General features: G+C 66.9%; 26 protein-coding genes, 1 tRNA gene and 3 pseudogenes. 13 read left to right on the top strand and 17 right to left on the bottom strand.

All coding sequences use genetic code 11. The annotated features are described in order from the left end of the window. Positions 1-107: 107 nt before the first annotated feature. The 7 genes and pseudogenes from AB0C62_RS35265 to AB0C62_RS35235 all read left to right on the top strand — a co-directional run bounded on the left by AB0C62_RS35265 (position 108) and on the right by AB0C62_RS35235 (position 6,281). A complete protein-coding gene (locus AB0C62_RS35265; RefSeq protein ID WP_362980292.1) occupies positions 108-1,133 on the top strand; it encodes a radical SAM protein in 1,026 nt (341 codons plus the stop codon). Further along, positions 1,130-1,768, top strand: a complete 639-nt coding sequence (locus tag AB0C62_RS35260) for a thymidylate kinase (protein ID WP_362980290.1) — start codon at positions 1,130-1,132, stop codon at positions 1,766-1,768. Before AB0C62_RS35265 ends, AB0C62_RS35260 begins: the two co-directional genes overlap by 4 nt. Next, positions 1,761-2,264: a hypothetical protein gene (locus tag AB0C62_RS35255; protein ID WP_362980288.1), complete on the top strand. Its 504-nt coding sequence runs from the start codon at positions 1,761-1,763 to the stop codon at positions 2,262-2,264. Before AB0C62_RS35260 ends, AB0C62_RS35255 begins: the two co-directional genes overlap by 8 nt. Further along, a complete protein-coding gene (locus AB0C62_RS35250; RefSeq protein WP_362980286.1) occupies positions 2,261-3,058 on the top strand; it encodes an STM4013/SEN3800 family hydrolase in 798 nt (265 codons plus the stop codon). Before AB0C62_RS35255 ends, AB0C62_RS35250 begins: the two co-directional genes overlap by 4 nt. A gap of 18 nt (positions 3,059-3,076) precedes the next feature. Continuing rightward, positions 3,077-3,496 (top strand): NUDIX domain-containing protein, encoded by a 420-nt coding sequence (locus tag AB0C62_RS35245; RefSeq protein ID WP_362980284.1) that lies wholly within the window; start codon positions 3,077-3,079, stop codon positions 3,494-3,496. A 377-nt stretch (positions 3,497-3,873) separates the two neighbouring features. Further along, a pseudogene (fxlM, locus tag AB0C62_RS35240) lies at positions 3,874-4,757 on the top strand (methyltransferase, FxLD system); the annotation flags it as partial. A 1,185-nt stretch (positions 4,758-5,942) separates the two neighbouring features. Continuing rightward, positions 5,943-6,281: a hypothetical protein gene (locus AB0C62_RS35235; protein WP_362980282.1), complete on the top strand. Its 339-nt coding sequence runs from the start codon at positions 5,943-5,945 to the stop codon at positions 6,279-6,281. Positions 6,282-6,368: 87 nt separating this feature from the next. Here AB0C62_RS35235 and AB0C62_RS35230 read toward each other — a convergent pair whose 3' ends face one another. Both AB0C62_RS35230 and AB0C62_RS35225 read right to left on the bottom strand, forming a co-directional pair. Further along, positions 6,369-6,503 carry an excalibur calcium-binding domain-containing protein gene (locus AB0C62_RS35230; protein WP_362980310.1) on the bottom strand — a complete coding sequence of 45 codons (135 nt, stop codon included), beginning with the start codon at positions 6,501-6,503 and terminating at the stop codon, positions 6,369-6,371. A gap of 225 nt (positions 6,504-6,728) precedes the next feature. Further along, a complete protein-coding gene (locus AB0C62_RS35225; RefSeq protein WP_362980280.1) occupies positions 6,729-7,076 on the bottom strand; it encodes a hypothetical protein in 348 nt (115 codons plus the stop codon). A 203-nt stretch (positions 7,077-7,279) separates the two neighbouring features. On the opposite strand from AB0C62_RS35225, the gene AB0C62_RS35220 reads away from it, so the two are divergent. The 3 genes and pseudogenes from AB0C62_RS35220 (at position 7,280) to AB0C62_RS35210 (ending at position 11,460) form a co-directional block, all read left to right on the top strand. After that, positions 7,280-7,636, top strand: coding sequence for a hypothetical protein (locus AB0C62_RS35220; RefSeq protein ID WP_362980278.1), 357 nt, complete (start codon positions 7,280-7,282; stop codon positions 7,634-7,636). Beyond that, entirely contained in the window at positions 7,633-9,945 is a 2,313-nt protein-coding gene (locus AB0C62_RS35215; protein WP_362980276.1) for a hypothetical protein, read from the top strand. Before AB0C62_RS35220 ends, AB0C62_RS35215 begins: the two co-directional genes overlap by 4 nt. A gap of 305 nt (positions 9,946-10,250) precedes the next feature. Then, positions 10,251-11,460, top strand: a pseudogene (locus AB0C62_RS35210) (IS110 family transposase). A 27-nt stretch (positions 11,461-11,487) separates the two neighbouring features. On the opposite strand, the gene AB0C62_RS35205 reads toward AB0C62_RS35210, so the two are convergent. From AB0C62_RS35205 to AB0C62_RS35185, 5 genes are all read right to left on the bottom strand, one after another. Continuing rightward, entirely contained in the window at positions 11,488-11,892 is a 405-nt protein-coding gene (locus AB0C62_RS35205; RefSeq protein WP_362980308.1) for a HEAT repeat domain-containing protein, read from the bottom strand. 666 nt (positions 11,893-12,558) lie between these two features. Continuing rightward, positions 12,559-12,735, bottom strand: coding sequence for a hypothetical protein (locus AB0C62_RS35200; RefSeq protein WP_362980274.1), 177 nt, complete (start codon positions 12,733-12,735; stop codon positions 12,559-12,561). A gap of 236 nt (positions 12,736-12,971) precedes the next feature. After that, on the bottom strand, positions 12,972-13,343 hold the full coding sequence (locus AB0C62_RS35195) for a carbonic anhydrase (protein WP_362980272.1): 372 nt from the start codon (positions 13,341-13,343) through the stop codon (positions 12,972-12,974). 168 nt (positions 13,344-13,511) lie between these two features. Next, on the bottom strand, positions 13,512-14,921 hold the full coding sequence (locus tag AB0C62_RS35190) for a S1 RNA-binding domain-containing protein (protein ID WP_362980270.1): 1,410 nt from the start codon (positions 14,919-14,921) through the stop codon (positions 13,512-13,514). 184 nt (positions 14,922-15,105) lie between these two features. Next, entirely contained in the window at positions 15,106-15,531 is a 426-nt protein-coding gene (locus tag AB0C62_RS35185; protein WP_362980268.1) for a DUF5958 family protein, read from the bottom strand. Between the two features lie 185 nt (positions 15,532-15,716). On the opposite strand from AB0C62_RS35185, the gene AB0C62_RS35180 reads away from it, so the two are divergent. Both AB0C62_RS35180 and AB0C62_RS35175 read left to right on the top strand, forming a co-directional pair. Further along, positions 15,717-16,049: a hypothetical protein gene (locus AB0C62_RS35180; RefSeq protein ID WP_362980266.1), complete on the top strand. Its 333-nt coding sequence runs from the start codon at positions 15,717-15,719 to the stop codon at positions 16,047-16,049. 111 nt (positions 16,050-16,160) lie between these two features. Next, positions 16,161-17,267: a hypothetical protein gene (locus tag AB0C62_RS35175; RefSeq protein ID WP_362980264.1), complete on the top strand. Its 1,107-nt coding sequence runs from the start codon at positions 16,161-16,163 to the stop codon at positions 17,265-17,267. 336 nt (positions 17,268-17,603) lie between these two features. On the opposite strand, the gene AB0C62_RS35170 is transcribed toward AB0C62_RS35175, so the two are convergent. The 10 genes and pseudogenes from AB0C62_RS35170 to AB0C62_RS35125 form a co-directional block, all read right to left on the bottom strand. Further along, positions 17,604-18,347: an SOS response-associated peptidase gene (locus AB0C62_RS35170; protein ID WP_362980262.1), complete on the bottom strand. Its 744-nt coding sequence runs from the start codon at positions 18,345-18,347 to the stop codon at positions 17,604-17,606. A gap of 186 nt (positions 18,348-18,533) precedes the next feature. Beyond that, on the bottom strand, positions 18,534-19,034 hold the full coding sequence (locus AB0C62_RS35165; RefSeq protein ID WP_362980260.1) for a hypothetical protein: 501 nt from the start codon (positions 19,032-19,034) through the stop codon (positions 18,534-18,536). A 186-nt stretch (positions 19,035-19,220) separates the two neighbouring features. Beyond that, a tRNA-Trp gene (locus AB0C62_RS35160) sits at positions 19,221-19,297 on the bottom strand. A 10-nt stretch (positions 19,298-19,307) separates the two neighbouring features. After that, a pseudogene (locus AB0C62_RS35155) lies at positions 19,308-19,547 on the bottom strand (hypothetical protein); the annotation flags it as partial. Further along, complete coding sequence (locus AB0C62_RS35150; RefSeq protein ID WP_362980258.1) at positions 19,528-19,878, bottom strand: hypothetical protein; 351 nt, start codon at positions 19,876-19,878, stop codon at positions 19,528-19,530. The pseudogene AB0C62_RS35155 and the gene AB0C62_RS35150, both read right to left, overlap by 20 nt. Before the next feature lie 195 nt (positions 19,879-20,073). Next, positions 20,074-20,391: a hypothetical protein gene (locus AB0C62_RS35145; RefSeq protein WP_362980256.1), complete on the bottom strand. Its 318-nt coding sequence runs from the start codon at positions 20,389-20,391 to the stop codon at positions 20,074-20,076. Between the two features lie 642 nt (positions 20,392-21,033). Further along, a complete protein-coding gene (locus tag AB0C62_RS35140; RefSeq protein ID WP_362980254.1) occupies positions 21,034-21,504 on the bottom strand; it encodes a hypothetical protein in 471 nt (156 codons plus the stop codon). Beyond that, positions 21,501-21,650, bottom strand: coding sequence for a hypothetical protein (locus AB0C62_RS35135; protein WP_362980252.1), 150 nt, complete (start codon positions 21,648-21,650; stop codon positions 21,501-21,503). Before AB0C62_RS35135 ends, AB0C62_RS35140 begins: the two co-directional genes overlap by 4 nt. A gap of 299 nt (positions 21,651-21,949) precedes the next feature. Next, positions 21,950-22,441: a hypothetical protein gene (locus AB0C62_RS35130; protein ID WP_362980250.1), complete on the bottom strand. Its 492-nt coding sequence runs from the start codon at positions 22,439-22,441 to the stop codon at positions 21,950-21,952. Between the two features lie 11 nt (positions 22,442-22,452). Beyond that, complete coding sequence (locus tag AB0C62_RS35125; protein ID WP_362980248.1) at positions 22,453-23,901, bottom strand: helix-turn-helix transcriptional regulator; 1,449 nt, start codon at positions 23,899-23,901, stop codon at positions 22,453-22,455. A gap of 409 nt (positions 23,902-24,310) precedes the next feature. On the opposite strand from AB0C62_RS35125, the gene AB0C62_RS35120 reads away from it, so the two are divergent. Beyond that, on the top strand, positions 24,311-24,826 hold the full coding sequence (locus tag AB0C62_RS35120; RefSeq protein ID WP_362980246.1) for a DUF6415 family natural product biosynthesis protein: 516 nt from the start codon (positions 24,311-24,313) through the stop codon (positions 24,824-24,826). Positions 24,827-24,917 lie beyond the last annotated feature (91 nt).

Below are 24,917 nucleotides of genomic sequence, written 5' to 3'. Positions count from 1 at the left end.
GCTCCCTCACGGCTGACCGCGCCATGCCGGGCCCACTCCCTGGGCCGTCTCGCCTCCCCCGACGAGGCGGCCCAGGGTCCCCATCAATGCTCTGGAGGCCAGCACGCATGCAAAAGCTGACCAGCCCCGTTGGAGCCGACGCCGTCGACTTCACAGCCCTGAAGAACTTCGCTGCCCTACGCGGACAGCTTCGCGTCTCCTTCACCCCGCGGTGCAACATCGCATGCTGGTTCTGCCACAACGAGGGCGACGTTCCGCCGCCGCTGACCAAGGTGGATCGCTCACAGCAGCCGAGGGAGCGCGCCCTGACCCCGGACGGCTACCTAAAGTTGCTGGACTACCTGATGAACGCTGGCCTGAAGCGCGTCTACTTCACCGGTGGCGAGCCGCTGACGTCTCCCATGGCCAGGCCGATTCTCGAAGGCCTTCCCGAGCGCGGCCCGGACGCCTCGTACACGCTCATCACCAACGGGACCCGCGTCCGCACGCACCGCTCATGGCTCTCCCGGGTTTCTTTGGACAAGGTGAAAGTGTCGCTGCACTACTTCTCCGATGCGAGCCTGCGGGCCATTGCCGGGACCCGTATCGGAATCGACACCGTCCTGGACGGTGTCGAGGCGGCTCGGGAGATGTTCCCTCGGGTCGAGCTGAACACGCTGCTCCAGAAGGAGAACGCTCACGAAGTAGAGCAGATCCTTGACTTCGCCCTGGAACGTCGCCTGCCCGTGCAGTTCATCGAACTGGTGGGGACAGACTTCAACGAAGCCCGCGCGGGCTCGGCCGTTTCGGCCGACGCAATCTTGAACTACCTGCGCACCCTCACCACCGACGAATCCGTCGAAGTTGTCGGGGTCGGTCAGGGCCGACGGGTCTTCCGCATCGACGGCATAGAGATCGATGTGATCCACCGCAATCTTGGCCGGCACCACGTCGGCCAGTGCGGCACCTGCCCCCTGCGGCCGCAATGCGTCGAAGGCTTCTGGGCTCTGCGGGTGGACCACAACGGGGGCATCCAACCCTGCCTCCTGCGCGATGACCTGCGCCTGAACGTGAACGAACTCCTCAACGACCCGGACCGCCTGGTGTCAGCCGTCGCCGGACACATCACATCCTTCACCGAGGGGACGCTATGACAACTTTTCCACCGCCCTACCAGCCGTACTACTACGAGAGCGCTCCGAACCCGGTCGTCGTCCTCGAGGGCGTCTCCGGCATCGGCAAGTCCACCCTGGCCGAGATACTCGCCATGCGGCTGAGCGCAACCCGCCTGCACACGCTGCCCGATCCGCACACCGGACTGTCCTCGACCGTCAACCGGCGACTGCGGCCACTCCCCCAACTGGGGTTTTACCTCTCAGGGCTGCTCCACGCATCCGACCGCATACGGGAAGCCCAAGCGCACGGGCCGGTAGTGGCGGACCGATACATGTCCTCCGTCATCGCCTGCCACGCCGCCGTGCACCGCGTCCCCGTCGACGTCGTGAACACGCTCCTGAAACCCTTCCAGTCCTACCTGGCACCGGCCACGCGCACCTACTACCTACGCTGCTCGGAAGAAGCCCTGCGCGCGCGGATGACCACCAAATCAGACCTGAAAAGCGACGACACCGATCTCCTCACCATCCCCGACCGGCTCCATCGGCTCCTCGACAACTTCACCCAGGTAGCGGAAGACGACGACACCGCAGTCTGGCTCGACACCGACGACAAGACCCCGCAAGAGCTCGCCGACTGGGTCCTCACCGATCTGGAGAACGCCCGTGCTTAACCCCATCGACACCGGCGCCGTCATCCGAGACGGGGGCGCCGTTGGCCGCTACCCCGACCAGATCCACGGAGCCGTCGGCTGGTGGATGGGTTCCTGCCTGGTCGTCACAGCCAAGGCATCCCGTCTCGCCGTGGCACACGACGGGCACCCGGTCAGCATCGAATTCGCCGACCGCCTGTGCCAGGGCGCCACCCACGCACAGCACTACGCCTGCACCGTCCGCTACCTGCACCAGCGGCCCGCCGAGGAACTCCTCGCGGAGGCGAAAGCCTACGAGGCGCCCGCAGCGTGGGTGTCAACGCAGCCCTCTGCGCCCGGCGACACCGTCCACATCCGCCTCTACACCGCGCACGGTGTCCTCCTGGACGAGACCAACGGGCTCGCGAACATCCGTGACCTCATCGACCGGGACCGCGTCCCCATCCCCGTCAACACCCAGGCCCAGGGCAAAATCGTGCCCTGGCCTGCCGCGTCGCCTGAAGGGTCCTGCCCGTGATCGATGCAGCCCAGATCATCGAGTCCGGCACCAACATCCTTTTCGTTACACTCGACTCGCTGCGCCACGACGTCGCCAGCATGGCCCTCGCGGAGGGCCGTACGCCCCACCTCGCCGAGGTCCTGCCGGGAGGACAGTGGGAACGCCGGCAGACTCCCGGCACGTTCACCCTGCCCGCGCACATGGCGTTCTTCTCCGGCTTCCTGCCGAAACTGCCTCAGCCTGCGCAGCCGACACGCCTCTGGGAATGCCGCCCACCGGCCTTCAAGGAAACTCCGCCGGAGACGTTCGTATTCGACGCACCAAACCTTCTCAACGGTCTCGCCACTCACGGCTACCGCACCGCATGTGTCGGCGGAGTCACCTACTTCTCCGCGGAGACGCCCCTCGGATCAGTACTGCCCGCCATGTTCCATGAGGCCCACTGGCGACCTGAGTTCGGCTCCCCGGAAATCGAGTCCACCCGACACCAGACAGACCAGGCGCTCGACATCGCCGACCGCTACTCCGGTCTGCAGCCGCTGTTCCTGTTCGTCAACGTCTCCGCCACCCACGTCCCCCACGCCCACTACATAGGCAACAGCACCGACAGCACCGCCTCTCAGACCGCAGCCCTCGCCTACGCCGACACTCACCTGGGACGTCTCCTCGACGGGCTTTCCGCACGCGGGCAATGGCTCGTCATCATGTGCGCCGACCACGGAGACGCCTACGGCGACGACGGCTTCCACGGCCGCGGCATCGCCCACCCCTCCGTGTGGAACGTTCCCTTCGCCGCCTGGATACACGGCTGACCGCTACGCTCCCTCCCTATGAACGACGGATCAATGCGCGACGCCTCCGTGACCGTGGCACGCGACGCAGACGGCCTGGTGGCACTGCTGAGCGCAGACTTCCCAAACCACGGAGGCGAGTACCTTTTCCTCCCCGGCGGCCGCCACGAAGACGGCGAAACGGCACTGGACTGCGCCCGCCGCGAACTGCGCGAGGAAGCCGGCGTGACAGCAGAGGAATGGCGCCCGCTGGGCTCCCACGTCATTACCCTCGCATCCACAGCACGCGTCCACCTGTTCGAAGCCCGCCGCCTGACACTCGGCGCCCAAGAACTCACAGAAACAGAGCAGGACTTCAAGCTGATGTGGTGGCCCATGACCGATGCGCTCCAGGCCATCCACCAGGGGCGGTTCCTCCTCCCCGCCGGCCCGCTAGCGCTACTCCTTGCCGAACGCTGACCGCTCGGCATTCCGCGACCTCCCGCCACGCTGCCCTGCCCGCGTGACGCCGATCAACGAACGGCACCACGACCAGATCGCCCCCCACAAGCCGTAGCCGCTCGACGCCACAACGCGCTCCTACCCGACGGCGCCCAGCAACACCATCACGAACAAGCCAACCGCCGCCCGCGCGCTCACCGACCAGAGCCGCGGCCAGGGCACGCTCAACGGCCACACCGAGTGGATCTCCGCCTTCGAACCCACCGGGACCACGCTCGCCCACCTCTCCACCCACGCTGACCTGACCCGCGGCCTGCGCGCCGTCATCGCGAGGCAGTCATGAGATCGAGTGAAAACACCGACTCACACCAGCATCAGGCTCCACGGCCCCTAGCGTCACCGCGGTGAACACTCATACACTCACCGCCCCCGAGGCCGACGCCGAACAGCTCCGCAACTCCTGGTGGATCAGATCCAGGCCGACGGCCACGCCCGCACCCCCGCGATCGAAGCAGCCCTGCGCACCGTGCCCCGGCACCTGTTCGTCCCCGGTACCTCCCTAGCCGACGCCTACGCCGACAGACCGGTCAACGTGAAGTACGACCCCATGGGTACGTCGATCTCCTGCGCCTCCCAGCCGGGCATCGTCGCACTCATGCTGGACCAGCTCGAAGCCCAGCCGGGCGAACGCATCCTCGAAGTCGGCGCCGGCACCGGCTACAACGCCGCCCTGCTCGGCCACCTCGTCAGCCCTACCGGACACGTCACCACCATCGACGTCGACGACGACCTGGTCGAAGGCACCCGCGTCCACCTCGCCGCCGCCGGTGCCACCAACGTGGAGGCTCTGACGCGCGACGGCGCCCTCGGCCACGCCGACGGCGCCCCCTACGACCGGATCATCGCCACCGTCGGCGCGCACGGCATCCCTCACGCCTGGCTCGACCAACTCACCGACGGCGGACGGCTCGTCACCCCGCAGCGGCTCAAGGGCAGCGTCTCCCGCTCCATCATCTACGAGAAGCACGACGGACGGTGGCTGTCGATCGGCTCGGAGATGAACACATTCATGCCGCTGCGCAGGGGCATCGCCGACGACGACCGGCGCACCGTCCCGCTCTGTGCGGACGGTGCCGTGCGCCTCCAGGCCCCGTCCGGGCAGGCACTCGACGCCGACGCCCTTGCCGACGTCCTCGACCACCCGCGCGTCGAGGAGTGGACCGGGATGACGGTCCGCGCTGGGGAGTCGCCGGAGTGGATGGAGGTGTTCGTCTCCTGCGTCCAGCGGCCGGCGGCCGCTACGCCCACCTCATCGGCCACAACGACGAGGCACAGCAGGCCACCCGAACCGCCGTCGAGATCCTGGCGAACGAACCCGACTTCCCGGGCCGCGCACACGTTCAGGCCCAACTTCTGACGGAGTACCTGAATGTGAGAAGGCAACACCCTGAGGGCCAGGAGACTGCGGAGGCAATGGCACAAGCCCGTGCCCTCCTCCAGGACGACAAGCTTCGAGAGGACGCCCGAGGCCAGGCTCTGCAACGCATTCTCGACGATCTCGACCGTCAGCGCTGACAGCGAGACGGTGCCGAATCCGAAAGCGCCCTGTCCGCGCATGCCCGGGCTCAGCCGCTGACGGCGCGCCGAACTCGGCTACCAGTTCTCGCCGGTGGCAAGCCCGACGGTCCGCGCGCTGAAGCCGGTCGCACGGGTGAAGGGTGATCCGCACGCCGTCGTCGCGCAGCGAGCGGAGCGCGCCGCTCCGAGCTCAACGACCGATAGCTGGAGATGACAGCGGGCAGGCGGCTGCTCACAGGCCGGTGACGGGCTGCCTCGCCAGTACGTGGGCGATCTGCCAGAGCCGGCCGCCACGGGACGCGTTGACGAGCACGACGTCTTCGGGGCGGAGGAGGGAGTTGATAGGCGGCGGCGGTGACGTTGTCGCCGACCAGCGCGATGTCCGGCACCCCTGCCGCGCCTGCCGCGAGGGCGAGTTGCCTGGCCTTGTCCCCGCCGACCGCCACGCCGAGGTCGACGCCCGCTCTCGGCTGTCATGCGCCCGACCTCGCGGTGGGCTTCGACGGCAGCGTCGCCCAGTTCCAGCATCTCTCCGAGTACGGCGATGCACCGGCCACCTGCGGCCTCGATCGTGTCGACGGATCCCGAAAGTGGATCGTCGGGTCGAAGCCAGCTCGTAGCCGCGGAGGAGGACGAGATGCCCGCCGACGCGGCCGTCGTCGGGGAACTGCGCCAATGTGATCCTGCAGAACCCCGACTGCTTCAGCGTTGAGGACCGAGCCTCTGCCCAGACGATCCTCGACACGATTGACGATGGCTGATTCTCAACTGGCAACGTCGTGCGGCACCACGTCACCCGCGAGCAGCAATTCCCCTAAACCGCCCGCACGCTAGGCCACCCACCAGCAGACTGCCCCCTACGGCACCAACCTCGGGAGACCCGCATATGGCCAACCCTTACCTCACCCAGCCCCTCACCCCGGCGCGCCCTCGCATGTTCAACAGCACCTTCGCGAAGGTGATCTGGGTCCTCGTCCCGATCGTCACCGCCGGTCTGGCTGCGGCTGTGCCGTTCGTCGTCGCCGCGGTGAAAGGCGTCGTGAAGCCCTGGCTCGCCATCACGTGGGCTGCTGTCGAGATCGTCCTGTACTCGACCGCGTTCGCGATCAGCCCCAAGCCGGATGACACGAGCCCTGTGCCGGGGTTCCTGCTGGTGCTGCTGATCATCGGGGCGGCGACGCATACGGCGCTCCTCGACAACGACAAGATCACCATCGGGAAGTAGCATCCCGCTTCACCCAACGCCCGCCCCACATCTGGGGGTGGGCGTTCGCACATCTAAGGCAGCACTGGCCCGGCCGGCCCGTGGGGGTCACCCGGGGTACGGCTCACACGCCACTCCGTCTCCGTCGCGATCAAGTTCGGACCGGTAACCCGGATCTCCTCGGTGAAGGGGTGCCGCGCCGGCGGCGCGCGCCGCGTCGGTCCCAGGCCCGCCGACGGGCATCGAGTTCCCGGTGGTCGGGTCGCGCCGCGCGGTCTGCGTCCAGCCGGGCGTGGCGAGCGCCGCATGAACGGACACCTGGAGCGAGTCCGCACCGCCTCCAAGAAGATCGTTCGGCCGAAGCTCATGGAGCCTTTCGCCGCGTAGGCGACCGCCCTTCACGGCCACAGCTCGTACGAACAGCCCCGACCGGATCCCGGTCGGGGCTGTTCGTTGTCGTGCCTGTGGTCAGGTGAACTTCACGCGTCGTGGTGGTCGGGGCAGGTCTCCGCCGCGGCCCGCTTCCGTGGTGGGTTCGGCGGCGCTGCGGTGGGCGATCCGGAGTCCGTCGTGGTGGGGCCACCAGTAGGTGCGGTGCGACTTTGACGTCGTCCCGTCGGTGTCCATCAGCACCTGGTAAGCGACCCGGCCGTCAGGCCAGTTCTGGCGGGCGGTCACGGGTGCCCACCTCCAGCTGCCCTTCTGGCGTACCCACAGGGCGGGCGGATCGGTGAGCGGCCACCTCCACACGGTCGGCTTCGGGCCGTCGCCGTCGCGCCACGGCCGTGCCTCCACCGGGTCACCGAGGGCCGTCACGGTCAAATCCCTGCGTCGGGGTAGATGCGGCGGCGCATGCGGCTGGGGTCGTACCAGCCGCGCCCGCAAGCAAGCGGTGGACTCTGTGTACCGGTCCCCGCCGACGCTGTGTCAATGGTTTGCCTGACACCTGCCTGGTCGCGTGCTTTCATATGAGATGGGAAAGCTAGGCATAGGGGGATCTGTGCCATCGGGGGGATTGAGTGTCGGAAAATTTCACGTTCCACAGTTATGGCAATGACAGCAAGCAAATCGGGCATGTGGCAGGCGACGTGAACATCGGGGCGAGTCACGGGGCGCAGCCCTCTCTCGCCGACGGTGTGACGGCATTGCGCCGCGCCTTGGACGCGGCCCGGGAACAGGACGAGGTCGACGCGGCCACGTATGCGGACGCTCGCCAGGCTCTGGACGAGGCGGCCCAGTTCGCCGAACCTGACGACGAGGAGCAGCGGAACGCCTTAGTTCGTGCCCTGCGCAAGGTCCGGGGCTTGGTGGAGAACGTCAGCGGGCTGGCCGGCGCCGTGGCCGGTCTGATCGCCGTGGTCACGGGGCAGCGGTGAACCAGCCGCCGGGCGGTTCGAACTTCAACTTCAATGCCTGGGGAAACTCCTGGCAGTTCGGGGTCGTCCACGGAGACGTGTTCATTCCAGGTCCGCACGCCACCCCGCAGGAAAACTTCGAGGCAGGTGTTCGCGACCTCACCAGCCACAATCGGCTCAGCGCCCTACGGCTGCTCGACAAAGCCTTCAGCGCGGGACGTACCTCGGAGCGCGCCTATTACCTGATGCTGGCCGTGCTGAGCGATCAGCCCTACGAACTTCTCGGACCAAAGGACATGGAGCGCCTTCACCAGGCGGCGGCATTTGCCACCGACGGCGGCCGGTCCCAGAGCCAGGAATCTCCGGAACACTACGGGACCGCGATTCACGTCATCCTTCAGCTCCTGGTCCTGGTAAGCAAGGGATCCGGCGCGTCGGAGGAAGGTGAAGGCGTCTTCTCGTTCCGTGCCGCGGTCGAGGCACTCCCCGAAGCGCGGCGTTCCGAGTTCATGCGGCACCTTCAAATGATCATGAGCGGCGCGATCCGAGACCGTCTGGATGCGGCAGACGCGGCTCTCGTGCGGGAGAAGCGCCGCGCCAACGCTCGAGAAACCCGGGCGCCCAAGTTCTTTCTCCCGGACCCTGTCGAACCGAAGCAGCGCATAGCCGTTCCCGCCGGCCTGACCACGACGGATCAGGTCGCGTTGGCGGCCGCGGCAGTTCTGGGCGTCCTCGGCTACGTCCTCGCTCTCTCCGTACTGTTCCAGGGACGCGTAGCAACAGCCCTCTTCGTCACGTTCTCCTGTTGCGGAGGCGGGGCTCTTGCTGTGTGGTACGGCATGGAGCGGCGCTGGCTCAGTGACCGTCTGACAGAGGAGGACGGCCGACATTTTCCGGCCGGGTCGGGGCCGCAGCAGTGGGGTCAGCTCGCGCAGTACGGCGCGGTTCCCTTCAACGTGGCGGTTGTGCCCGGGGCCTATCGCATCGCCTGGCCGCATCAGCAGTTCGAGAAATTTCACACGGACGTCACGAAGATCATTTCTACGGTGTTCGCCCTCCAACCGTACTCGGGTGAGGACCCGTCAGCCTGGAATCAGCACTCGGCGGGCGTCCGGATGACCCTCGCCAACGAACTGACCATCGCTTACGGCGGCACTCACAACACGGTCGGCCTGGAATGGCTCGTCCTGATGCATGCTCAGGAGGCCGTGTACGCCTGGCGTAACGGCACACTTTTCGACTACCGGCGGCGACTGCGTGTGCCGGTGCACATCTCCCTCGCCTTTTGGGCAGGCATCATCTGTTTCGGTATCGGAGCTCTCACCGGCGCGGTGGATCTTCTCATGATCGATGCCGGCGCCGGACTGGGTGCGGCACTTCTGCTTGCGGGCGCCGGAGTCCTGACGTTCAAGGCCGGCTACGCGGTGTTCGCCAAACGCCGCACCCATGCTGCGGACCTCCGCTCGTTCGGCAGCAGGTACGCGACGGAGCTACAAGTCTGGCGCCAGTGGCGTGATTTTCTCTCCGACCGTCCCACGGACAATGAAATGGCTCAGTGGCTCGACTACGACCTCCGCGCCTTGCGCCGGGAATCCCTCGAGCACTACGGCCTCACCCACTACGACGTTCGCACGTACCTCTTCGTCACCGAGGCGGCCCCCGGATGTATCCGCGCACGGGCGCGCTGCGGCCCGCCACGCTATTCGTCCTACATCATTCGTCTCTTCCTGCTCACAGAAGGCGGCGTCCGTCAGCATGAATGGACAATGGACTTCGGAACCGCACAGCACAGCAAAGAAGACCGGACGACCTTCCGCTACGACGCGATCGGCTCCGTCGCGGTCACACAGGTCGGCATCCGCGGCCTCGGGGACCGCCGAAGGGTCGTCCCTCTCGACACGGACACCGTCACGTCAGGTGTGCGTCCGCAGGACGAGGTCATCCTCAGCCAAGCACTGCGCCTGTCCCTCCTCAATTCTGAGACGATCCACATCGTTGTCGAGAATTTCCATGACTTCCTCGGGCGCATCAAAGAAGACCCTCAGTACCTGTATCAGCTGGCTCTTGACTCGTCAGGCGTTTCCACCGCCCTTCGTATCCTTGAGTCCGTGGCAGCCGAAGGCCGCGGCTGGTTCGACGCTCAACGGGCCTCCCTGCATCGTCGACTCAGAAGCGGAAGCCTCATGGGCTCCGCGGACTTCGGCGCCGCTGGCGCAGGACGCCCCGCGCTGAACGCGGTTGACCCTGGCAATCATTCGCCCGACAGAGGTCACACGCGCGACCGGGAGGAAGACCCGGGCGACGACGGTTCGAGGAACCGCGATGGTTAGAGCTGTGGCCGGATCGGTTCACCGGGTTGGCGGCACCCTCCGCTGAATGAGCCCCGTTATCTTTTTCGCGGTCCTGCAACGGGGCCGCTGGCCTCCGGGCCCGGTATGACTGTGTCCCCTCTGTCGAAGCGATGACCTGGGGGGTGGTGTCGCCGGGTCCGGAAGGTGCCGTCGGAGACGCTGATGAGAGGTCCGGCCACCGCCTGGCCCGGCGCAATGCCGGACAGTTCGCGGGCGGCAGGTCTGCATAACGTGGATGCGCGAGCACGGTGCCACCGCCGGTCAACCACCGTGGAAAGGGCGCGATGTTAGACACCGGAGAAGTGGGTGTGTTCCTCGGTTTGGACGTCGGCAAGACAGCTCACCACGGCCACGGGCTGACACCGGCGGGCAAGAAGGTCTTCGACAAGCCGCTTCCCAACAGCGAACCGAAACTGCGGGCCGTCTTCGACAAACTCACTGAGAAGTTCGGCACTGTGCTGGTGATCGTCGACCAGCCCGCATCGATCGGCGCCCTGCCCCTGACCGTCGCCCGGGACGCCGGCTGCCAGGTCGCCTACCTGCCCGGACTCGCGATGCGACGGATCGCTGATCTGTACCCCGGCGAGGCGAAGACCGACGCGAAGGACGCCGCGGTCATCGCGGACGCCGCCCGGACGATGCCTCACACCTTGCGCTCGCTGGAACTGACCGACGAGATCACCGCCGAGCTCACTGTCCTGAGGGGCTTCGACCCCGACCTCGCCGCCGAGGCAACCCGCACCAGCAACCGGATACGCGGTCTGTTCACCCAGTTCCACCCCGGCCTCGAGCGTGTCCTTGGCCCGCGACTGGACCACCGGGCCGTCACCTGGCCCTCGAGCGATTCGGATCCCCGGCCGCCTTGAGGAAGGCCGGCCGCCGCAGACTCGTCGAACTCATCCGGCCCAAGGCCCCGCGGATGGCACAGAGGCTGATCGACGATGTCTTCACCGCACTCGATGAGCAGACCGTCGTCGTTCCCGGCACGGGCACCCTCGACATTGTGATCCCGGCCCTGGCCGCCTCGCTCGCAGCGGTCCACGACCAACGCAGGGCACTCGAAGTCCAGATCAGCACCCTGCTGGAGGCCCACCCTCTTCACCGGTCCTGACCTCGATACCCGGAGTCGGCGTCAGGACCGCCGCCGTCCTGCTGGTCACCGTCGGCGACGGCAGCGGCTTCCCCAGCGCCGCCCACCTGGCCTCATACGCCGGCCTCGCCCCCACCACCAAGTCGTCAGGCACCTCGATCCACGGCGAACACGCACCCCGAGGCGGAAACCGACAGCTCAAACGGGCCATGCTCCTCTCCGCCTTCGCCTGCATGAAGGCCGACCCCGCCTCACGCACCTACTACGACCGCCAACGCGCCCGCGGTAAAGCCCACACCCAGGCGCTTCTCCGGCTCGCTCGCCAACGCATCAGCGTGCTGTTCGCCATGCTCCGCGACGGCACGTTCTACGAACCCCGCCTCCCCCAAGCGGCGGCTGCATGAACCAGCCCACGGGCACATCGGTTCAGGTCAACAGCTTGTGCCGTCTATCCACGCCGAGATCTCCGCGGCACCCCGCCGGACAGTTTCTTCCTGGTCCCGGGCGAGCTTCCCGCAGGCCGCAGCGACGTCCGGCGCACCGTCCGGCCCCACGAGCGCGTCATGAACCCCGGTCTGCAGCCAGTCAGCCTGGCTGCCGTCAGCCTCGACAACCGCGAGAGCGATGAGCCTCACCGCGGCCGCCGTCCCCACACGGGCCAGGGCCTCTGCCGTCTGTCGCATCACCGCAGTGTCCTCGGCATCCAGCAGCAGCCCCACCAGCACTTCCGCAACTTCAGGAACATCAGCGAAGGAACCAAGGTCACGCCCAGCGCGAGCACGTTGCCTCCACCAAGGAGACGACGCCTCAGCCAAGGCCGACTCCAACCCACCCATCATCTCTGGCACGACCAGACAGTCTCATGCCCCACGGAGAAGATCGAACCTCGGGCCAAACCTGACCACACGCTTGACGAAGAACATAGAGGCCCCCCCGCTACGACGAGGAGCTGGCACAGCGCAAGCTCGAGCGGGTTGCCGAGAAGGAGCGGTGGGCCACGAAGCCGCCCGAGCCGGAACCCGTGCCCGAGGTGGCGCCGTGTGAGCGGTGCGGGAGGCCGATCACCGGCGGCCCGTACAGGCAGGACGCCGCGGAGTTCACTCTGCCTGAGGACGGCCGGCACTGCCCGACCTGCCGCAGCGACCTTCGCAGCACGTATCCGGCCCTGCGCCAGGCGCTCTTGGGCAATCGCCAGCGCGGCAGGTAGCCCGGCCCCGTCCAGAGCGCGGCCGGGACCGGGCCACGGCCGAAAACCCTAACCCGGGCAGCACAGTGTCGAGCTCTCAGCTGTCGCGCACCCTGGCGTGGGAGACGTGGTGCGGATGCGCGACGTCCTCTGCGACGACAGCCGAAGTGACCGGACACGTGCCGGGCGGGCCCGTGCCTGCGAGGAGCGCTTAGTGAGCGGTCAGTTCAGGCTTGGGCTGGGTCTTTCGCCCCAGGACCAGCCGTGGTCGGACATGCTTTCTTAAGGCTGGACAACGCCCGGCTCTCCGCGCTGCTCAGCCGAAAGCCGAGAAGGTGCGTTGGGAACGCCGCACTGCGCTCCAGTCCAGCGCCTGCCGCGCCTGGGCCTGCGTCTGCTTGGCGACCTTCCTAGTTTCGGCCAGCACGTCGCCGCGCTCCTTGACAAGCCGGTCGTAGATGGGCGGGTGCTCAGATATCTCCGCTGTGCTCATGACGCCCGATCCTCCCCGCTCCCCGATGATCTGTCACACCCGATAGCGAACCGGGCGGAGGCTTCGCCGAGAACGGCCGCTGCAATGCCCGCCAGTATGTCCTCGCACACCCGCGGACGGAGCCCTCCGGCCGCACGCATCCGAGGGGTGCAACCGGATCCTGTGCGCGGCGCCCGTCTAACGATCTTCACGTCCGACAGACACGATCCCCTGGGGCCGGAGGAACTACGACCCGGTCAGTTTGCGGTGTCTGTCGGAGTGTCGGCAGCGGTCGCTGCGGGGATGGCATGGCTGATGACGAGGCGGGCTTTGCCCTCCGCCAGATGATAGACGAGTCCGACGACGCCGACGTGGTTTTGTGTCACCTGTTCGGCAAGGCCGAGGGAGCGGTCCAGGAGTAGGTCGACGGTGTGCCGTATGTGCGTGTCGATCATGTCGCTGTCGTTGTGCAAGCCGGCTGCTTGGGCAGCCAGGTCACTCGGAGTGACGCGCTCGACGATGTCCCGGACGTAGCCGGGCGTGGGTGGTTCGCCCGCGACGGCGGCGCGTGCCGCGGCCACTGCCCCGCACGAGTCGTGTCCAAGGACGACGACCAGGCGGCAGTCCAAGACGATCGAGGGTAGTGGTCTCCGGAATCGGAAGACCTAGATTGATCAGGTGCCGGGTTCGTCCCGGCGGGCAGAAATCGCCTGCCGGTGCGAGAGCGTGATGCGGCGCTGAGTCGGGTCGATGTCCAGGATCTTCACGGGGAGTGCGTCGCCGACATGGACGGCCAACTACGGATGGCCCGGGTGCCCGTCGCCCAGTTCGGTGTTGTGCACCAGCCCCTCGAAGCCGTTCTCCTTCTCTTCGATGCGTACGAACACCCCGAACGGCACGAGCTTGGCGACACGACCGACGACGGTCTGGCCGACCTGCCCGGCCAGCAGTTGCATCGGATCTTTGTGCAGGGCCCTGAGCGACAGCAACACGCGTTCACGGATCGGATCTACCTCGAGAATTTTGGCGCTGATCTCCTGGCCGACGGCGACGACCTCGGAGGGATGATTGAAGGGGCGCCATGACAGCTCGGGGACATTGATCATCGCTTCGAAGCCGCCGATGTCCACGAAAGTGACTAAGAAATCGTCGATCAGGGTCACCCGGCCGGAGACGATCTCACCTTGTTGAAAAGTCTTGAGGAAGGCCCATTTCCGGGTGCTCGGGGTGGGGTCGATCTCCCAGCGGGCGCGTACCACTCCGTCGCTGTCGGGCATGACGGCGGCGAGCAGCGGGACCCGGTCGTCGGCGTACATGGACAGGATCATCGCGGCGGAAGCGCTGGAAAGGCGGGCGGTCAGCTCCGGGAACTCGTCTTCGTCGGCGGTGGCGCTGTGCATCCGTCCATCTCTGCCCTGCCAGACACACTCGACGTGGCCCTCGGCGGGGAGCGTGGCGAGTACCGCGTCGATGTCGGAGGACAGGTCCGGCCAGATAGCCAGCCGAGCTCGGGGAGCGAGCCCGGCGCGGATCGTGTCGATGTTGTCGGTGGTGAGGCGGTGCCATCGCCCGAAGTTGTAGGCGGACTGCTCTTCCAGAACCCTGGCGTTGGTCCCCTCCATCGACCAGCGCAACTGAGCCCAGAATTCGTCGTCGGCCGGCCGCTGGGGACCTTCGTCCTCGGCTGCGAACTCGTACGGCGAGGCGTCGATCCGCTCCGGGAACAATCCGAGCGCGCGGGTCCGGGCCACCGCTGTTGCGCAGGGCCGACTGCTGCCGATGTACATGTACTGGTCCCAGCCCACGTGCACGGCGAAGGTGTCCTCCACTTCCAGCCGACACCATGCGCCGCCGTCGCGCAGCATGGCCCGTACAAGATCCATCGCGGTGCCGACCGAGACCTCCGCGCCATCGTGGAAACCGTCCGGCCCGGTCGGGAAGGCACTGGCCAGTCCGAAGCCGTCCATCGGTGCCTCCAGCCCGAAGTTCACGAATGGCACTGGGAGGTGCGGCTCGCGGACCGCCAGGCGGTCGATACCGGTGTCCGCGGCGAACGCTTCGATTGCTTGAAGGTAGGCACCCTCGACCTGGCCGTGGTCGCTGATGGTGTCCTCGGTGCCCGTGTAGTGGCCGTGGTCGTCACGGTCGGCGGGGTCGTACTTGGTGACGCGATAGACGTAGGGCAGCACGCCCTCATCTTCCAGCATGGTTCGGATGCGACAACGCGCAGTGCCCCTACGCATCGAGGGGGCCGCCAATTCCGATCCGGTGTCATTCCACATGAAGTCGCTTCTCGGACTGGGACGTATCCTCACACGCCTGTGGTGCAGTAGCAGCACCAGGGTCCGGCCACCGACAGACAAGCCAGAGGCGCAATCGCCGATGGAACGGCTACTCGGTTGTCGCCGGCAGGTTGTGCCACGCATGTCCGCAGGTGCCTTTGCAGTACGTGTCGCGGCGGCGAGTATCGGCAACGGCGAACACGGAAACGAGGACACGGAATGCCGTGACGTGTTCGGCGGCAGGGAGGCCAGCAAACCCGTAGCGGGGCGGGTCCATGCAGATCATGACCGAAGGGTTGGCTGTGGGCTTCACCCCGGACCGCGCCACCCCCGCACGGCCGTCAGCAGATGTAATGTGCGCCTGCATCGCATAGCCGGTGACTTCCTGCAGGACCTCCTGCTGCTTTGTCGGCGCGAGGCCGGAGAACCAGCCAACACCCGAGTCCAACGTGCGGAGCCCCTGGGCGATCTCGTTGACGACCAGCTCGGTCTCGCGCCGGAAGGTGCGGCCGTCGTCAGCGCTCGGTTCGGTCATCGCTTGATGATTTCACGATGCCTGGTGTGGGCGAAGGGCCTTGGCTGCCGAACTGTCCGCGTATTTCTCTCCGTGCGCTGCCGAGTACAGAAGAATGTGCACGGGGGGTGGCTCTCATTCCGTGGCCTGGCTCAGTCCCGTAGCGTCTTCCCTCTCAAGAGTGGGAGAGCAGTGAAGGGAATCCCTTGGAAGAGAAGGAGGCACGGAGACGTGCGGAAGAGTTCGGCCGGACTCTGACCGACCGCTGGGACGAGTGGGCCTTCGAGGTCGGCCTGTGGGCGACCCCGGCCGTCACGGGCATCTATGGCTTCACCTGGTATCCCACGGCGAAAGACCAACAAGGGCGCCAGATCCGCATCGGAGGGAACTGGCCCATCCTCGTCGATCAGGACACCGGGGCGTGCCGGCTCGTTCAGGGGCCGAAAGAGATGGCCAGGCTCAGAGTCACGTCAGAGGTTCGCACTGCGCGTTGGCGTAGCGCCACCACCCGTCAACCGCCCCGTCCCAACAACGGCTAACTCATCCGGCAGAACAGTCGATGGGCGAGCGTTGTCGGAAGCCGATATCCGGCCGTCGAGGAAGATGTGCACATGGCTGATCACTCTCCCGCAATATCTCTGATGTCCCTCGTGAACGACGTGCAGGCGTACGCGCTCTCCGGTGACACGACAGCCGCAGAGAGCCTCACGTTCGGCAGTGCCACCGTTGTCATCGGAGACACCGGGACAGTGATCATCGTCGAAGCGGGGGACGCACTCGACAGAAGCAGTGTGTGGAACGCCAAGGAGGTCCGTCTCATCGGTCCCGCACCCACGCCGGTCAAGGAGAGACTTGCACCTTGGATGTGGGCGGCGGACGACACGAAGGTACCTCTCCACCTGATGGCCCGAGTCCCGGAGGGCCTCGTCTATCTCGGCACCGGAACCGTGGCTCAGGCCCAAACCACAGTATCTCCGGGCCACGTCGAGCGCGTTCTCACCCGCTGCACTCTCCGGCTCGATACTCCCCTGAGTGAGTCCGACCTCGACCGCGTCCGCCCGCCGCTTCCACAGCCCAATCTCCCGAGCCTGGAGTGGCTCCGACATGTGAACGGCGACCGAGCGACCGCGCTCGAACAGTTCATCACCGGCTGGTATCCCGCGACGTCCGAATCTCCTGAGCCACCCTCAGAACGGGCGCATGCCTTCGGCCTGCCGAACGGGCTGCGGCTCTTCTACCGACTGGCGCAGCACCGCCCCTGCTCTCTGGGAGTGCAGAACCGGATCCATCCCTCCTCCAAGTGCGGGACCGATCCCAACGGCGAGATGCTCGTGTTCGCCGAAGAGAACCAGGGAGGGTTCGTCTGGTCGCTGCCGTGGACGCTCGACGGACCCGAAACCGATCCGCCGGTCTGGTTCTGCGAGTACGACGAACCTCCGATCGCCGAACAGGAACCGCTCAGCGGCTTCCTCATCCAGTTCTCTCTCTTCGAGGCTGCCATGGGCGCTGACTACATGGCGCTGTCCGCTCTGCTCACCGCACAGCAAGTGGAGCTGCTCACCGAGAGACTTCACCCCGTCCCCCTGCGCCCCTACTGTCCGGGCGCTCCCACGCGCTTCTATGTCGCCCCGGGGCTTGTCCTGCACATCACGGATGAAGGTGACGACAGCTTCAGCACCTGGGCCGGCGCCACCCACCGCCGCGCTCTCGCCCCACTGGCCGACGCCGCGGTCGAGTGGACCCACTTCGACGGCTGACATCGCGGCCCAGCCCTGGTTGCCTCGGCACCAGACAGGGACATGAGACCTTGGTAAGGAGCTTCGAAGCAGCAAGTCGGACCCACATCGAAGGTGTCGCGGACCCCATCACTCCGAATCAGCCATCCAGATTTCTCGAACCTGAAGTGGGAAACAAGCCCACCTCGCCTCCGGGCCCGTGGAGGCGGCGGAGTCCAGGATGTCCGGGATGTAGTGAGGCTGGCTCCGTCGTTTCGGGGGGATGCGACGGCGCCAGCCTGGCTCTGCGGTGCCGCACCTGAGTGTCAGTGCTCGCTCCTGAGCAGAAGTCGCCTCCACAGGAGTTACCTGAGCACCTCACGCGGTGAGTTTGTCCAGGAGTTGGGGGCCGTTGTTGCGGACGTTGTTGACCGCGGTGGAGACCGGGCGGGCGTCCAGGTGTCCACCGGCCGGCTGGTCGAGCAGGGTCCGCAGCTCGTCGGGGTCTTGGTGGGTGGGGTCGAGCCAGGCGTCGTAGTGCTCGGGGGTGAGGGCGAGCGGCATGCGGGGGTGGACACGACCGGCCGTGTCGGTGGCTTCGGTGGTGATGATGGTGCAGGTCATCAGCCAGGCGGCCGGGTCGTCGTCCTGCTTCACGGCCGGGTCGCGCCAGTACTCGTAGAGACCGGCGAGTGCCATCACCTGGTCGTCCTCGGGTCGGATGAAGTAAGGCTGCTTGCGGACCTTGCCGGTGTCGGGGTCCTTGGCCTGCTGCCACTCGTAGAAGCCGTCGGCGGGCAGCAGACAGCGGCGGCGGATGAACGCGCGGCGGAAAGCGGGCTTCTCGTGCACCGTCTCGACCCGCGCGTTGATCATCCGGGCGCCGATCTTCACGTCCTTCGCCCACGACGGGACCAGACCCCAGCGCAGCGGCCGCAGTTCCCGCCGCACATTGCCGGAATCCTCTTCGTCGCGGGGTGTGCGCTCGAGGATGGCCCACACGTCGTTGGTCGGGGCGACGTTCCAGTTCGGCGCGAGCGTCTCCTCCGGAGGGACGTCGGGCACCTGGAAGAGCGGCGCCAGTGCCTGCGGGCTGCGAGTGGATGCGTATCGACCACACATACCGCCACTCTTGCACGAGCAGGGTGCGGAGTGGGGAGCTCCGTGAGCGTGTGCCGCTGAAGGCTGATAGCGGGCTGCTGCCCAGGCGTCATCGATGTCGTCCAGACGTACCAAACGCAGAGACGCCATCCAGCAGTCCGAACGCCCGCCTCACGAACTGATCGTCCAGCCAATTCGTGCCGAGCGTCAGATCTGCTTGCGCGAGCCCAGGCCCTGGTGGCCGTCCTCGTCGTCGGCTGGCTCGCCGAAGTGGGCGGTGTCCCAGTGAAGCAGGCTCGAGCAGAGCTTCTGGAAGCGCTCGGCCAATTCCCACACTTCGCTGCTGTTGATGAAAGTGATCTCGGGACGGTCACTGCGGTGGGCTCCCTTCAAGGTGAGCCACTGGTAGGACTCGTTGTCGTAGATCCAGTAGCCGTGCAGGTAGCGGTTGCGTAGGCGGAATCCTTCCTCCGCAGCGTCCAGGGCTTCGGTGAGTGACGTCTTGAACGAGGCGGAAAGAGTGACCGCTTCCAGCTCCTTTCGGCATTGCTGTACGAGCTTGCCGCCGGTGGCAACTGCCAGTTCGCTGTAGGCCTTCTCCGCTTCACCGAGGTGCACGTAGATCCTATGCAGCAGGTACTCAGCCTCCGCAGTCTTCCAGACCACGAGCCCCAACCCCAGGGTGATGGTGTGTTCCTCCCCGTTCACGCCGCTTATGAGATGGGGATGGGCGGCTCGATGCCGAGGGGGGGCGTTGCTCTCATTCCCGCGGTCTGCGGTTTGTCCGAGGGTGCGGTCCACAACTTTGGGAGAGCCGCCTACAGATCATCAGCTCTGTCGGGATCGGTGTGACGCCTGCGAGGTGAAACCCGCTGGCTCCTCTCCGACTTCGTCTGGCAGGGGCGGCAGGACTCGAACCTGCGGCATCCGGTTTTGGAGACCGGCGCTCTGGCCAACTGAGCTACGCCCCTTCGTCAGGAGTCAGCATGACATGACCGAACAGCCCTTCTCCAAGGCATTACTGCTCAGAGAAGCCGCAGGACGCCGACCGCCTTGCGCCTGGTCGCCGGGGATCGGCTGACAAGCGGGGTTGCAGGGCATCAGCCACACCGGACCGACCTGCCGGCCCAGCACCTCGCCGTCGCAGATCGACGCGTCGATCATGGAGTCGCCGACCACAGTCAGAGCAAACAGCACGCCGTCACCAACGACTTGGCGGGGGTTCGCGCACCGTCCACCCTCTTGCTGGCGCGCCACGACGGGGGCGGCCGCCTTCGTCGGTCAGCGGCTCCGGGTTGGCGTGCTGCGGGATCGACGTGGCCCGGTCTTCGCGCAGACCCAGGATCACGGTTCCGCCGCCGGCGTTGGCCAGCGCCCCGACGTCCTTTGCCAGTTCACCGGCCCCCTCAGTGCCGTTGCCGTACTGCTCGCCTTTGTGGTCCTTGTCTCCGCTCTCCGCGGCGCTCGGGTTGCGCAGCCCGGTCAGGAACTGGGCGTATGTGGCATTCCCGGCCGGGCTGCCGAGCAGGGTCCGCAGACGTACGTCGAACATCCCCCGACCGTAAGCCCGAAGGGGTCGGCCCTGCAGATCAATTGGCGTTCGCCGAAGGAGCGAGCGCCAGCCGTGGAGCGGTGCCCCGCGAAGCCTCCCCCAGATCTCCAGAGCCGGTGTGGGGAGATGGGTGTGCAGAAGCCACGGCTCACCCATGGTTCGTGTCTGCCCTGCCGGGATGGCCGTCGTGCCGGACTACGTCAGGACGAGAGGCACGGTGATGGTGAGGTGTTCGTCGGCGGTCGGCAGGGCGGTTGCAAGAGCGTTCATACGGCCTGCGAGGTGGCCGATCACCCGGCTGGTCAGTTCCTCGTCCCACTCCGCTGTGCCTTCCGGTGGCAGGCGCATCTCCTCGCTGGCCGGCGGGTTGTCACCGAAATAGCGCGCCGTGTCCATGTTGACGACCCAACAGGCCAGTGCGACCTTCACCTGCCCGGGTCCCGCCCACTGCGCCCGTATGTGGGCGCACATGCTGAAGTCGTCCCCGCCGTATGTGACGGTAGTGGAGAACACACTGCCACGCGGGTATTGCCGTACCAGATTGAGCACTGCTGGTTCCACAACGGCTCGCGCCATAGGTTCCGTATACACCGTCTGCCCCCTGTCTAGCCTGGCCTTCAGCATCCCAGAAGAGGTCTGCGGCGGACAGATCGGCTGTCGCCACGACCGTTCCATCGCCCTCTTCGACCTCGGCGGGGAAGGGCACTCAAGCGGACAGCCTCCTCTTGCCACCGGTCTCGTTGTTCAATGCGTGCATCCTTCCCGTCGACCAGAAGGAAGAGGACTGACCATGATTCCGGCACTGCACCGGACGAGAGGTTGCGCAGCGCTGCCCGGCCGCCGTGGCATCTGGCCCATTGACGGCCAGGAACCGCCGTGTTCGGGCATCGCGGCCGCCGAGCGTGGGACTGAGTCGCAGTGACCGGAGCCCGGCCAAGCCCCGTATTCGGTCCGGTCTACGAAGTGCTACTGGAGCTGGAGGAACGGCTCGGCATTTGGTGGCCGGGTCACCTCCGCCTGCGCGGAGCGGACTTCAGGTGGTCGCCCTGCTCGGCCTCCGCCCTAGGTTCACCTCCGCATGCGCGGAGCAACTCGAAACAGACCCACGCCTCCGGGGAGCAATGGTCAAGACTTGTGGATGATTTGATCTGCGATTCAGGGCGATCTGTCCTGCTGGATGTTGGTCCTGGCGGTGTTGCGGACCCGCTTGGTGCGACCGCCATCGGCGAGCAACTCGAGGGCGGGGGCGTCCGAGGCGGCGGCCGTTTTGAGTTGGAGCCAGTTGGATGCGCCGAGCAAGGCGTCCGGCTCCCACGGCTGCCCCAGTGCGACGGCTCGGAAGAGTGACCACTCGCGTAGTCGCTGGGCCAGGAGCGGATGGCGTGTCGTGGCCCGGGTCACCATCTCGGCCCAAGATTCGTAGGCAGGGCCGGGGTGGAGTTCGGCAGCTCGGCGGTCCAGGTGCCGTAGGACGGCGGACTGAGCCATCGTCTGGTCCGGGTCGGTGAGGAATTTGCCGAGCATGTCGGCCTCCTCAGCGTCGGTGACCTGCTCCAGGGCGCTCAAGTAGGCCATGAAGCGGTGGTGCTCAGCCGGCTCCTCCTGCGCTGTGTCGCGGTGGTTCATTCAGCCTGCTCCTGCCGCTCGACCAGGACGCCGCCGTTCTCGTACTTGGCGCCCGCGCGAACCAGGGTGGCGAGGTGGGCGCCGGTGGACTGCGTGCAGACACCCGGGACCACGGCCGGTGTCGGACCGCTCTGCCTACAGGGCATCTTGTTCATCCTCTACGGCCCGCGCCTGCGGGGATGGTCCCCGGTCCAGGGTGCGCCGGCGCAACGTGCGCGGGTGGTCCCCACGCCCGCGCGGGTGGTCCAGGGGCGGCCTGCCGGTCGAGGACCATCGTGTCGTGGTCCCCGCGCCTGTGTTCGGCCTTGCGCTCGTAGCGCCGGTGGAGACGGCGGCAGCAGACGAACCAGGACAAGGACGCCTTGTCGCCGCCGACCACCTTGAACTCTGGACACCCAGACACGGGCCGCCCGCCACAGGCAGGGTAGCGGGCGGCCCCGCCGCATCAGCCCTTCCGTGCTGCCCCGTTCGGCCAGACGACGTCCACCGGCATTCCAGCAGACCGTGCGTCGAGGACCGTGTCCGCCGTGCCGCCACCTTTGCCGCTCGGCGGCTCGCCATTCCACACGGCGACCAGACGATCCGCCCGTTCGAGGAGCGTGTTGTTGGCATCCTCGTACGCCGCCCTGTTGGCGGTCTCGTGGTCGAGGACAACGAGAGTGCTGGCAGCTGCGGCGAGACGATCGAACGTGTCCTTGTGGTCCGGCTTCACCTTGGTCTGTCGGTAGTCCTTGGACGGGATGACTGTGATCAGGCTGCCGCCGAGCTCGAGGACGACCTCGGCGAAGATGGAGTCGCTGCCCTTCGCAATACACGACAGTCCGGTCAGATCACCCGCGGCCGCGTGCGGCTTGAGTGTCTCTCGCAGCGCGTCGCGCACGAGCGGGACGCTCGCCTCGGTGAGATCCATGTGTCCGGTCACGGCGATCGTGGGCACGTTGCTCCTCTTCAGGTCGACAGGGCGTCGCGGATCCTCGCCCGCGCTTCGCTGACCGTACGTGAGGCGGAACGGCCCACCGTGTACGGGTAGAGCTGGCCGAGTTGTGTACGGACCCGGCCCGACTGAGTGTGCGAGGCCGCATCGACGGCCCGATGGGTCTGTTCGACAGCTTCGCTCGTATCGCCCAGGAGGAAGTGGCATTCCGCGAGCCCGATGAGGTCCAATGCGTGACTGCGCCCTGCCTCCGCTCCACGCGTCGTAAGCGCGCGGCGGATGCTCGCGGCGGCCCCCTCCGCATGTTGATGAGGGTCGTTGCGGGCCATGTCGAGGAGGCGTCCGCCCGTGACTCCGGCGAGCTCGGACTCGTCGAAGTAGGCAATCCAGTAGGGCTCTTCGCCGGCTGGTGACTCCGCGAGGACATCGCCTGCCTCTCGCGTGGCCCGCTCAAAGGCAGCGGTGCGGCCCATGGCCGCGTACGCCCAGGCTTCCCGGGTGTGCAGCATGGCCCGAAGGCGGGAGCCTGCCGAACCGCGCGCGCCCTTTTGTGCCAGGTGCACCAGTTCCAGAGCGTCGTTCGGCCGGTCCGTGTAAAGCATTTGGCGGGCCATACCGGCGAGTACGTTGGCGCCGAAGGAGCTATCTCGGCCGGCGTGAGCGGCACGTAGGGCGAGCAGGTAGTAGTTCTGGGCTTGCTTGTGCAGTCCACTGTCCCAGGCCATGGTGGCCGCGACGCCGCCAAGCTGCGCCATCACGCCGAACAGGGCCTGTTCGACGGTAGGGGATTGCTGCTCGTCGAGGTGACTGGCCACTTCGTTGAGCTGGCCGACGACGGCTTTGCGGCGCAGGCCGCCACCGTATCTATGGTCCCAGGCGCGGAAGGCTTGAGCTGTGGCAGCGAGTTCCTGGACTTCGCGCGAGCCGATCCGCCCGCGCCGTGCGGCAGGCTCGGCGGTCGGCGGGGGCTGGAGCCATGCCTCCAGCGAATCGAGAAGGTGGGCGCCGAAGACGGCGGCACCTGCGACGGTGCGCGCTGCCGTGCGACGATCCATCACGAGGTCACTCCTGGTCAGGTCAGCGGCCAGACCAACGGTTGCTGAGGAGCGCCAGGGTGCGCTGTCGGGCGCGTGGGAGGCCGCGGGTCTGGGCGGGTCTGGTGGTCCTGCTTGAGGTCGGGTCTCCCATGGGCGGTCGGCCAACCCGACCATGCGCCCGGGAATGCGTAAGCCATCGGCGATCCGGCAGATGACGTCGAAGCTGGTGACTTGCTGCTGCCCGCTGATGATCCTGGAGACCTTGCCGGGGGTGAGCTGGCAGGCGACAGCGATCCGATTCTGTGAGAGACCTCCCCACTTCTTGATCAGGGCGAAGGCTGCTGCGAAGTCGTGTTCGGCCAGAGCCCGCCTGAGGTCCTCCCGGTCAAGGACGTCCGGAGCGAGCGGGCCGGTAGAGGTGTCCATGGGCCAGCTTCCCGAGTGATCGTATGTGCTGCATCAAGACCTTGCGAAGCGGCAACGAGTGTATTACCGCCTCGGTAACCCCCGCCGGTCATCGCGCGGTTGCACGCAAAAGACGACCCTCGATGCATGGAAACAGCGCACCCCGGCGACCGCGCGAACGGCCCCGGGGGCGTGGCCAACGCTCGAACCAGCGAGGGAGCGTCGACATGGGGAACGGTACCGCCCGGGGCGAGAGCCCGGGATTCCCAGGGCAAATGCGGGTCTACAGCGTCACACGCGACGGCGTGATCACTCAGAAGCGTGGGAGGGTCGTCGCGCAGCCCAGCCGCCCCCTGGCATTGTTCGGCGACCATCACTGGCCGGACTGCCAATGCACCGTTCATGCCGTCAAGGCGAAGGTGGCCGGACCGTGAGGATCGTGAACACCGTCACGTCTGACAGCCATTGCGAAGCGACGGCAACCTACGCCGTGGACGTGCTCGTGATGCGGCAGACCATTGCACTGGTCCTCCCCGCCCGGGAGGAGCTGCCTCCGGGCCTCGACATGGACGCCCTCACGGAGGCACTCCGCGGTCACATGGAGCTGATCGTCCCGGAGGTCGAGACCAACGCGCTCGCCCTGCACAAAGAGGACATCCCCCGCTACTGCGCGCTCGCCTGCGTCGGGGAGGCCAGGGACAAGCTCCGCTCCAGGGCCGGGCAGGGCGCATACGCGGCCCTGGTCTTCGCCCGGAAGCTCGCCCGCTCACTGGCAGCCCTCTGCGACCACTACGAGACGCTCACCGGCATGCCGATCTGCCTCGCATGCGATCGGGCGATCCACCGCCGCAACGAGAGCGTGCCGTACGGCCGGGTGAGCAATTCGGGCGGCGTCGTCACGAGCCATATCCACGTCGCCTGCGCCAACCGCGCACCTCGTACCTGACGCGCGCACCCCGCCCCGGTTGAGGGGCCTGTGGCGGCCGTTTCGGGTCAGGGCCGCACCCACAAGCGCCCGGTCTGCCGGCGTCCCGGAA

This window comes from Streptomyces sp. NPDC048643 (assembly GCF_040650615.1).
GTDB lineage: Bacteria > Actinomycetota > Actinomycetes > Streptomycetales > Streptomycetaceae > Streptomyces.
Note: the sequence above shows the minus strand (reverse complement) of the source record. Positions and strands in the feature narration are given on the sequence as shown.

What these genes read in the sequence shown, in the direction of transcription:
- AB0C62_RS35265 (WP_362980292.1), top strand. Translation starts at nt 108, where the DNA reads ATGCAAAAGCTGACCAGCCCCGTTGGAGCCGACGCCGTCGACTTCACA.
- AB0C62_RS35260 (WP_362980290.1), top strand. Translation starts at nt 1,130, where the DNA reads ATGACAACTTTTCCACCGCCCTACCAGCCGTACTACTACGAGAGCGCT.
- AB0C62_RS35245 (WP_362980284.1), top strand. Translation starts at nt 3,077, where the DNA reads ATGAACGACGGATCAATGCGCGACGCCTCCGTGACCGTGGCACGCGAC.
- AB0C62_RS35235 (WP_362980282.1), top strand. Translation starts at nt 5,943, where the DNA reads ATGGCCAACCCTTACCTCACCCAGCCCCTCACCCCGGCGCGCCCTCGC.
- AB0C62_RS35230 (WP_362980310.1), bottom strand. Translation starts at nt 6,503, where the DNA reads ATGCCCGTCGGCGGGCCTGGGACCGACGCGGCGCGCGCCGCCGGCGCG.
- AB0C62_RS35205 (WP_362980308.1), bottom strand. Translation starts at nt 11,892, where the DNA reads ATGGGTGGGTTGGAGTCGGCCTTGGCTGAGGCGTCGTCTCCTTGGTGG.
- AB0C62_RS35200 (WP_362980274.1), bottom strand. Translation starts at nt 12,735, where the DNA reads ATGAGCACAGCGGAGATATCTGAGCACCCGCCCATCTACGACCGGCTT.
- AB0C62_RS35190 (WP_362980270.1), bottom strand. Translation starts at nt 14,921, where the DNA reads ATGCTGGAAGATGAGGGCGTGCTGCCCTACGTCTATCGCGTCACCAAG.
- AB0C62_RS35185 (WP_362980268.1), bottom strand. Translation starts at nt 15,531, where the DNA reads ATGACCGAACCGAGCGCTGACGACGGCCGCACCTTCCGGCGCGAGACC.
- AB0C62_RS35170 (WP_362980262.1), bottom strand. Translation starts at nt 18,347, where the DNA reads ATGTGTGGTCGATACGCATCCACTCGCAGCCCGCAGGCACTGGCGCCG.
- AB0C62_RS35150 (WP_362980258.1), bottom strand. Translation starts at nt 19,878, where the DNA reads ATGTTCGACGTACGTCTGCGGACCCTGCTCGGCAGCCCGGCCGGGAAT.
- AB0C62_RS35140 (WP_362980254.1), bottom strand. Translation starts at nt 21,504, where the DNA reads ATGAACCACCGCGACACAGCGCAGGAGGAGCCGGCTGAGCACCACCGC.
- AB0C62_RS35135 (WP_362980252.1), bottom strand. Translation starts at nt 21,650, where the DNA reads ATGCCCTGTAGGCAGAGCGGTCCGACACCGGCCGTGGTCCCGGGTGTC.
- AB0C62_RS35125 (WP_362980248.1), bottom strand. Translation starts at nt 23,901, where the DNA reads ATGGACACCTCTACCGGCCCGCTCGCTCCGGACGTCCTTGACCGGGAG.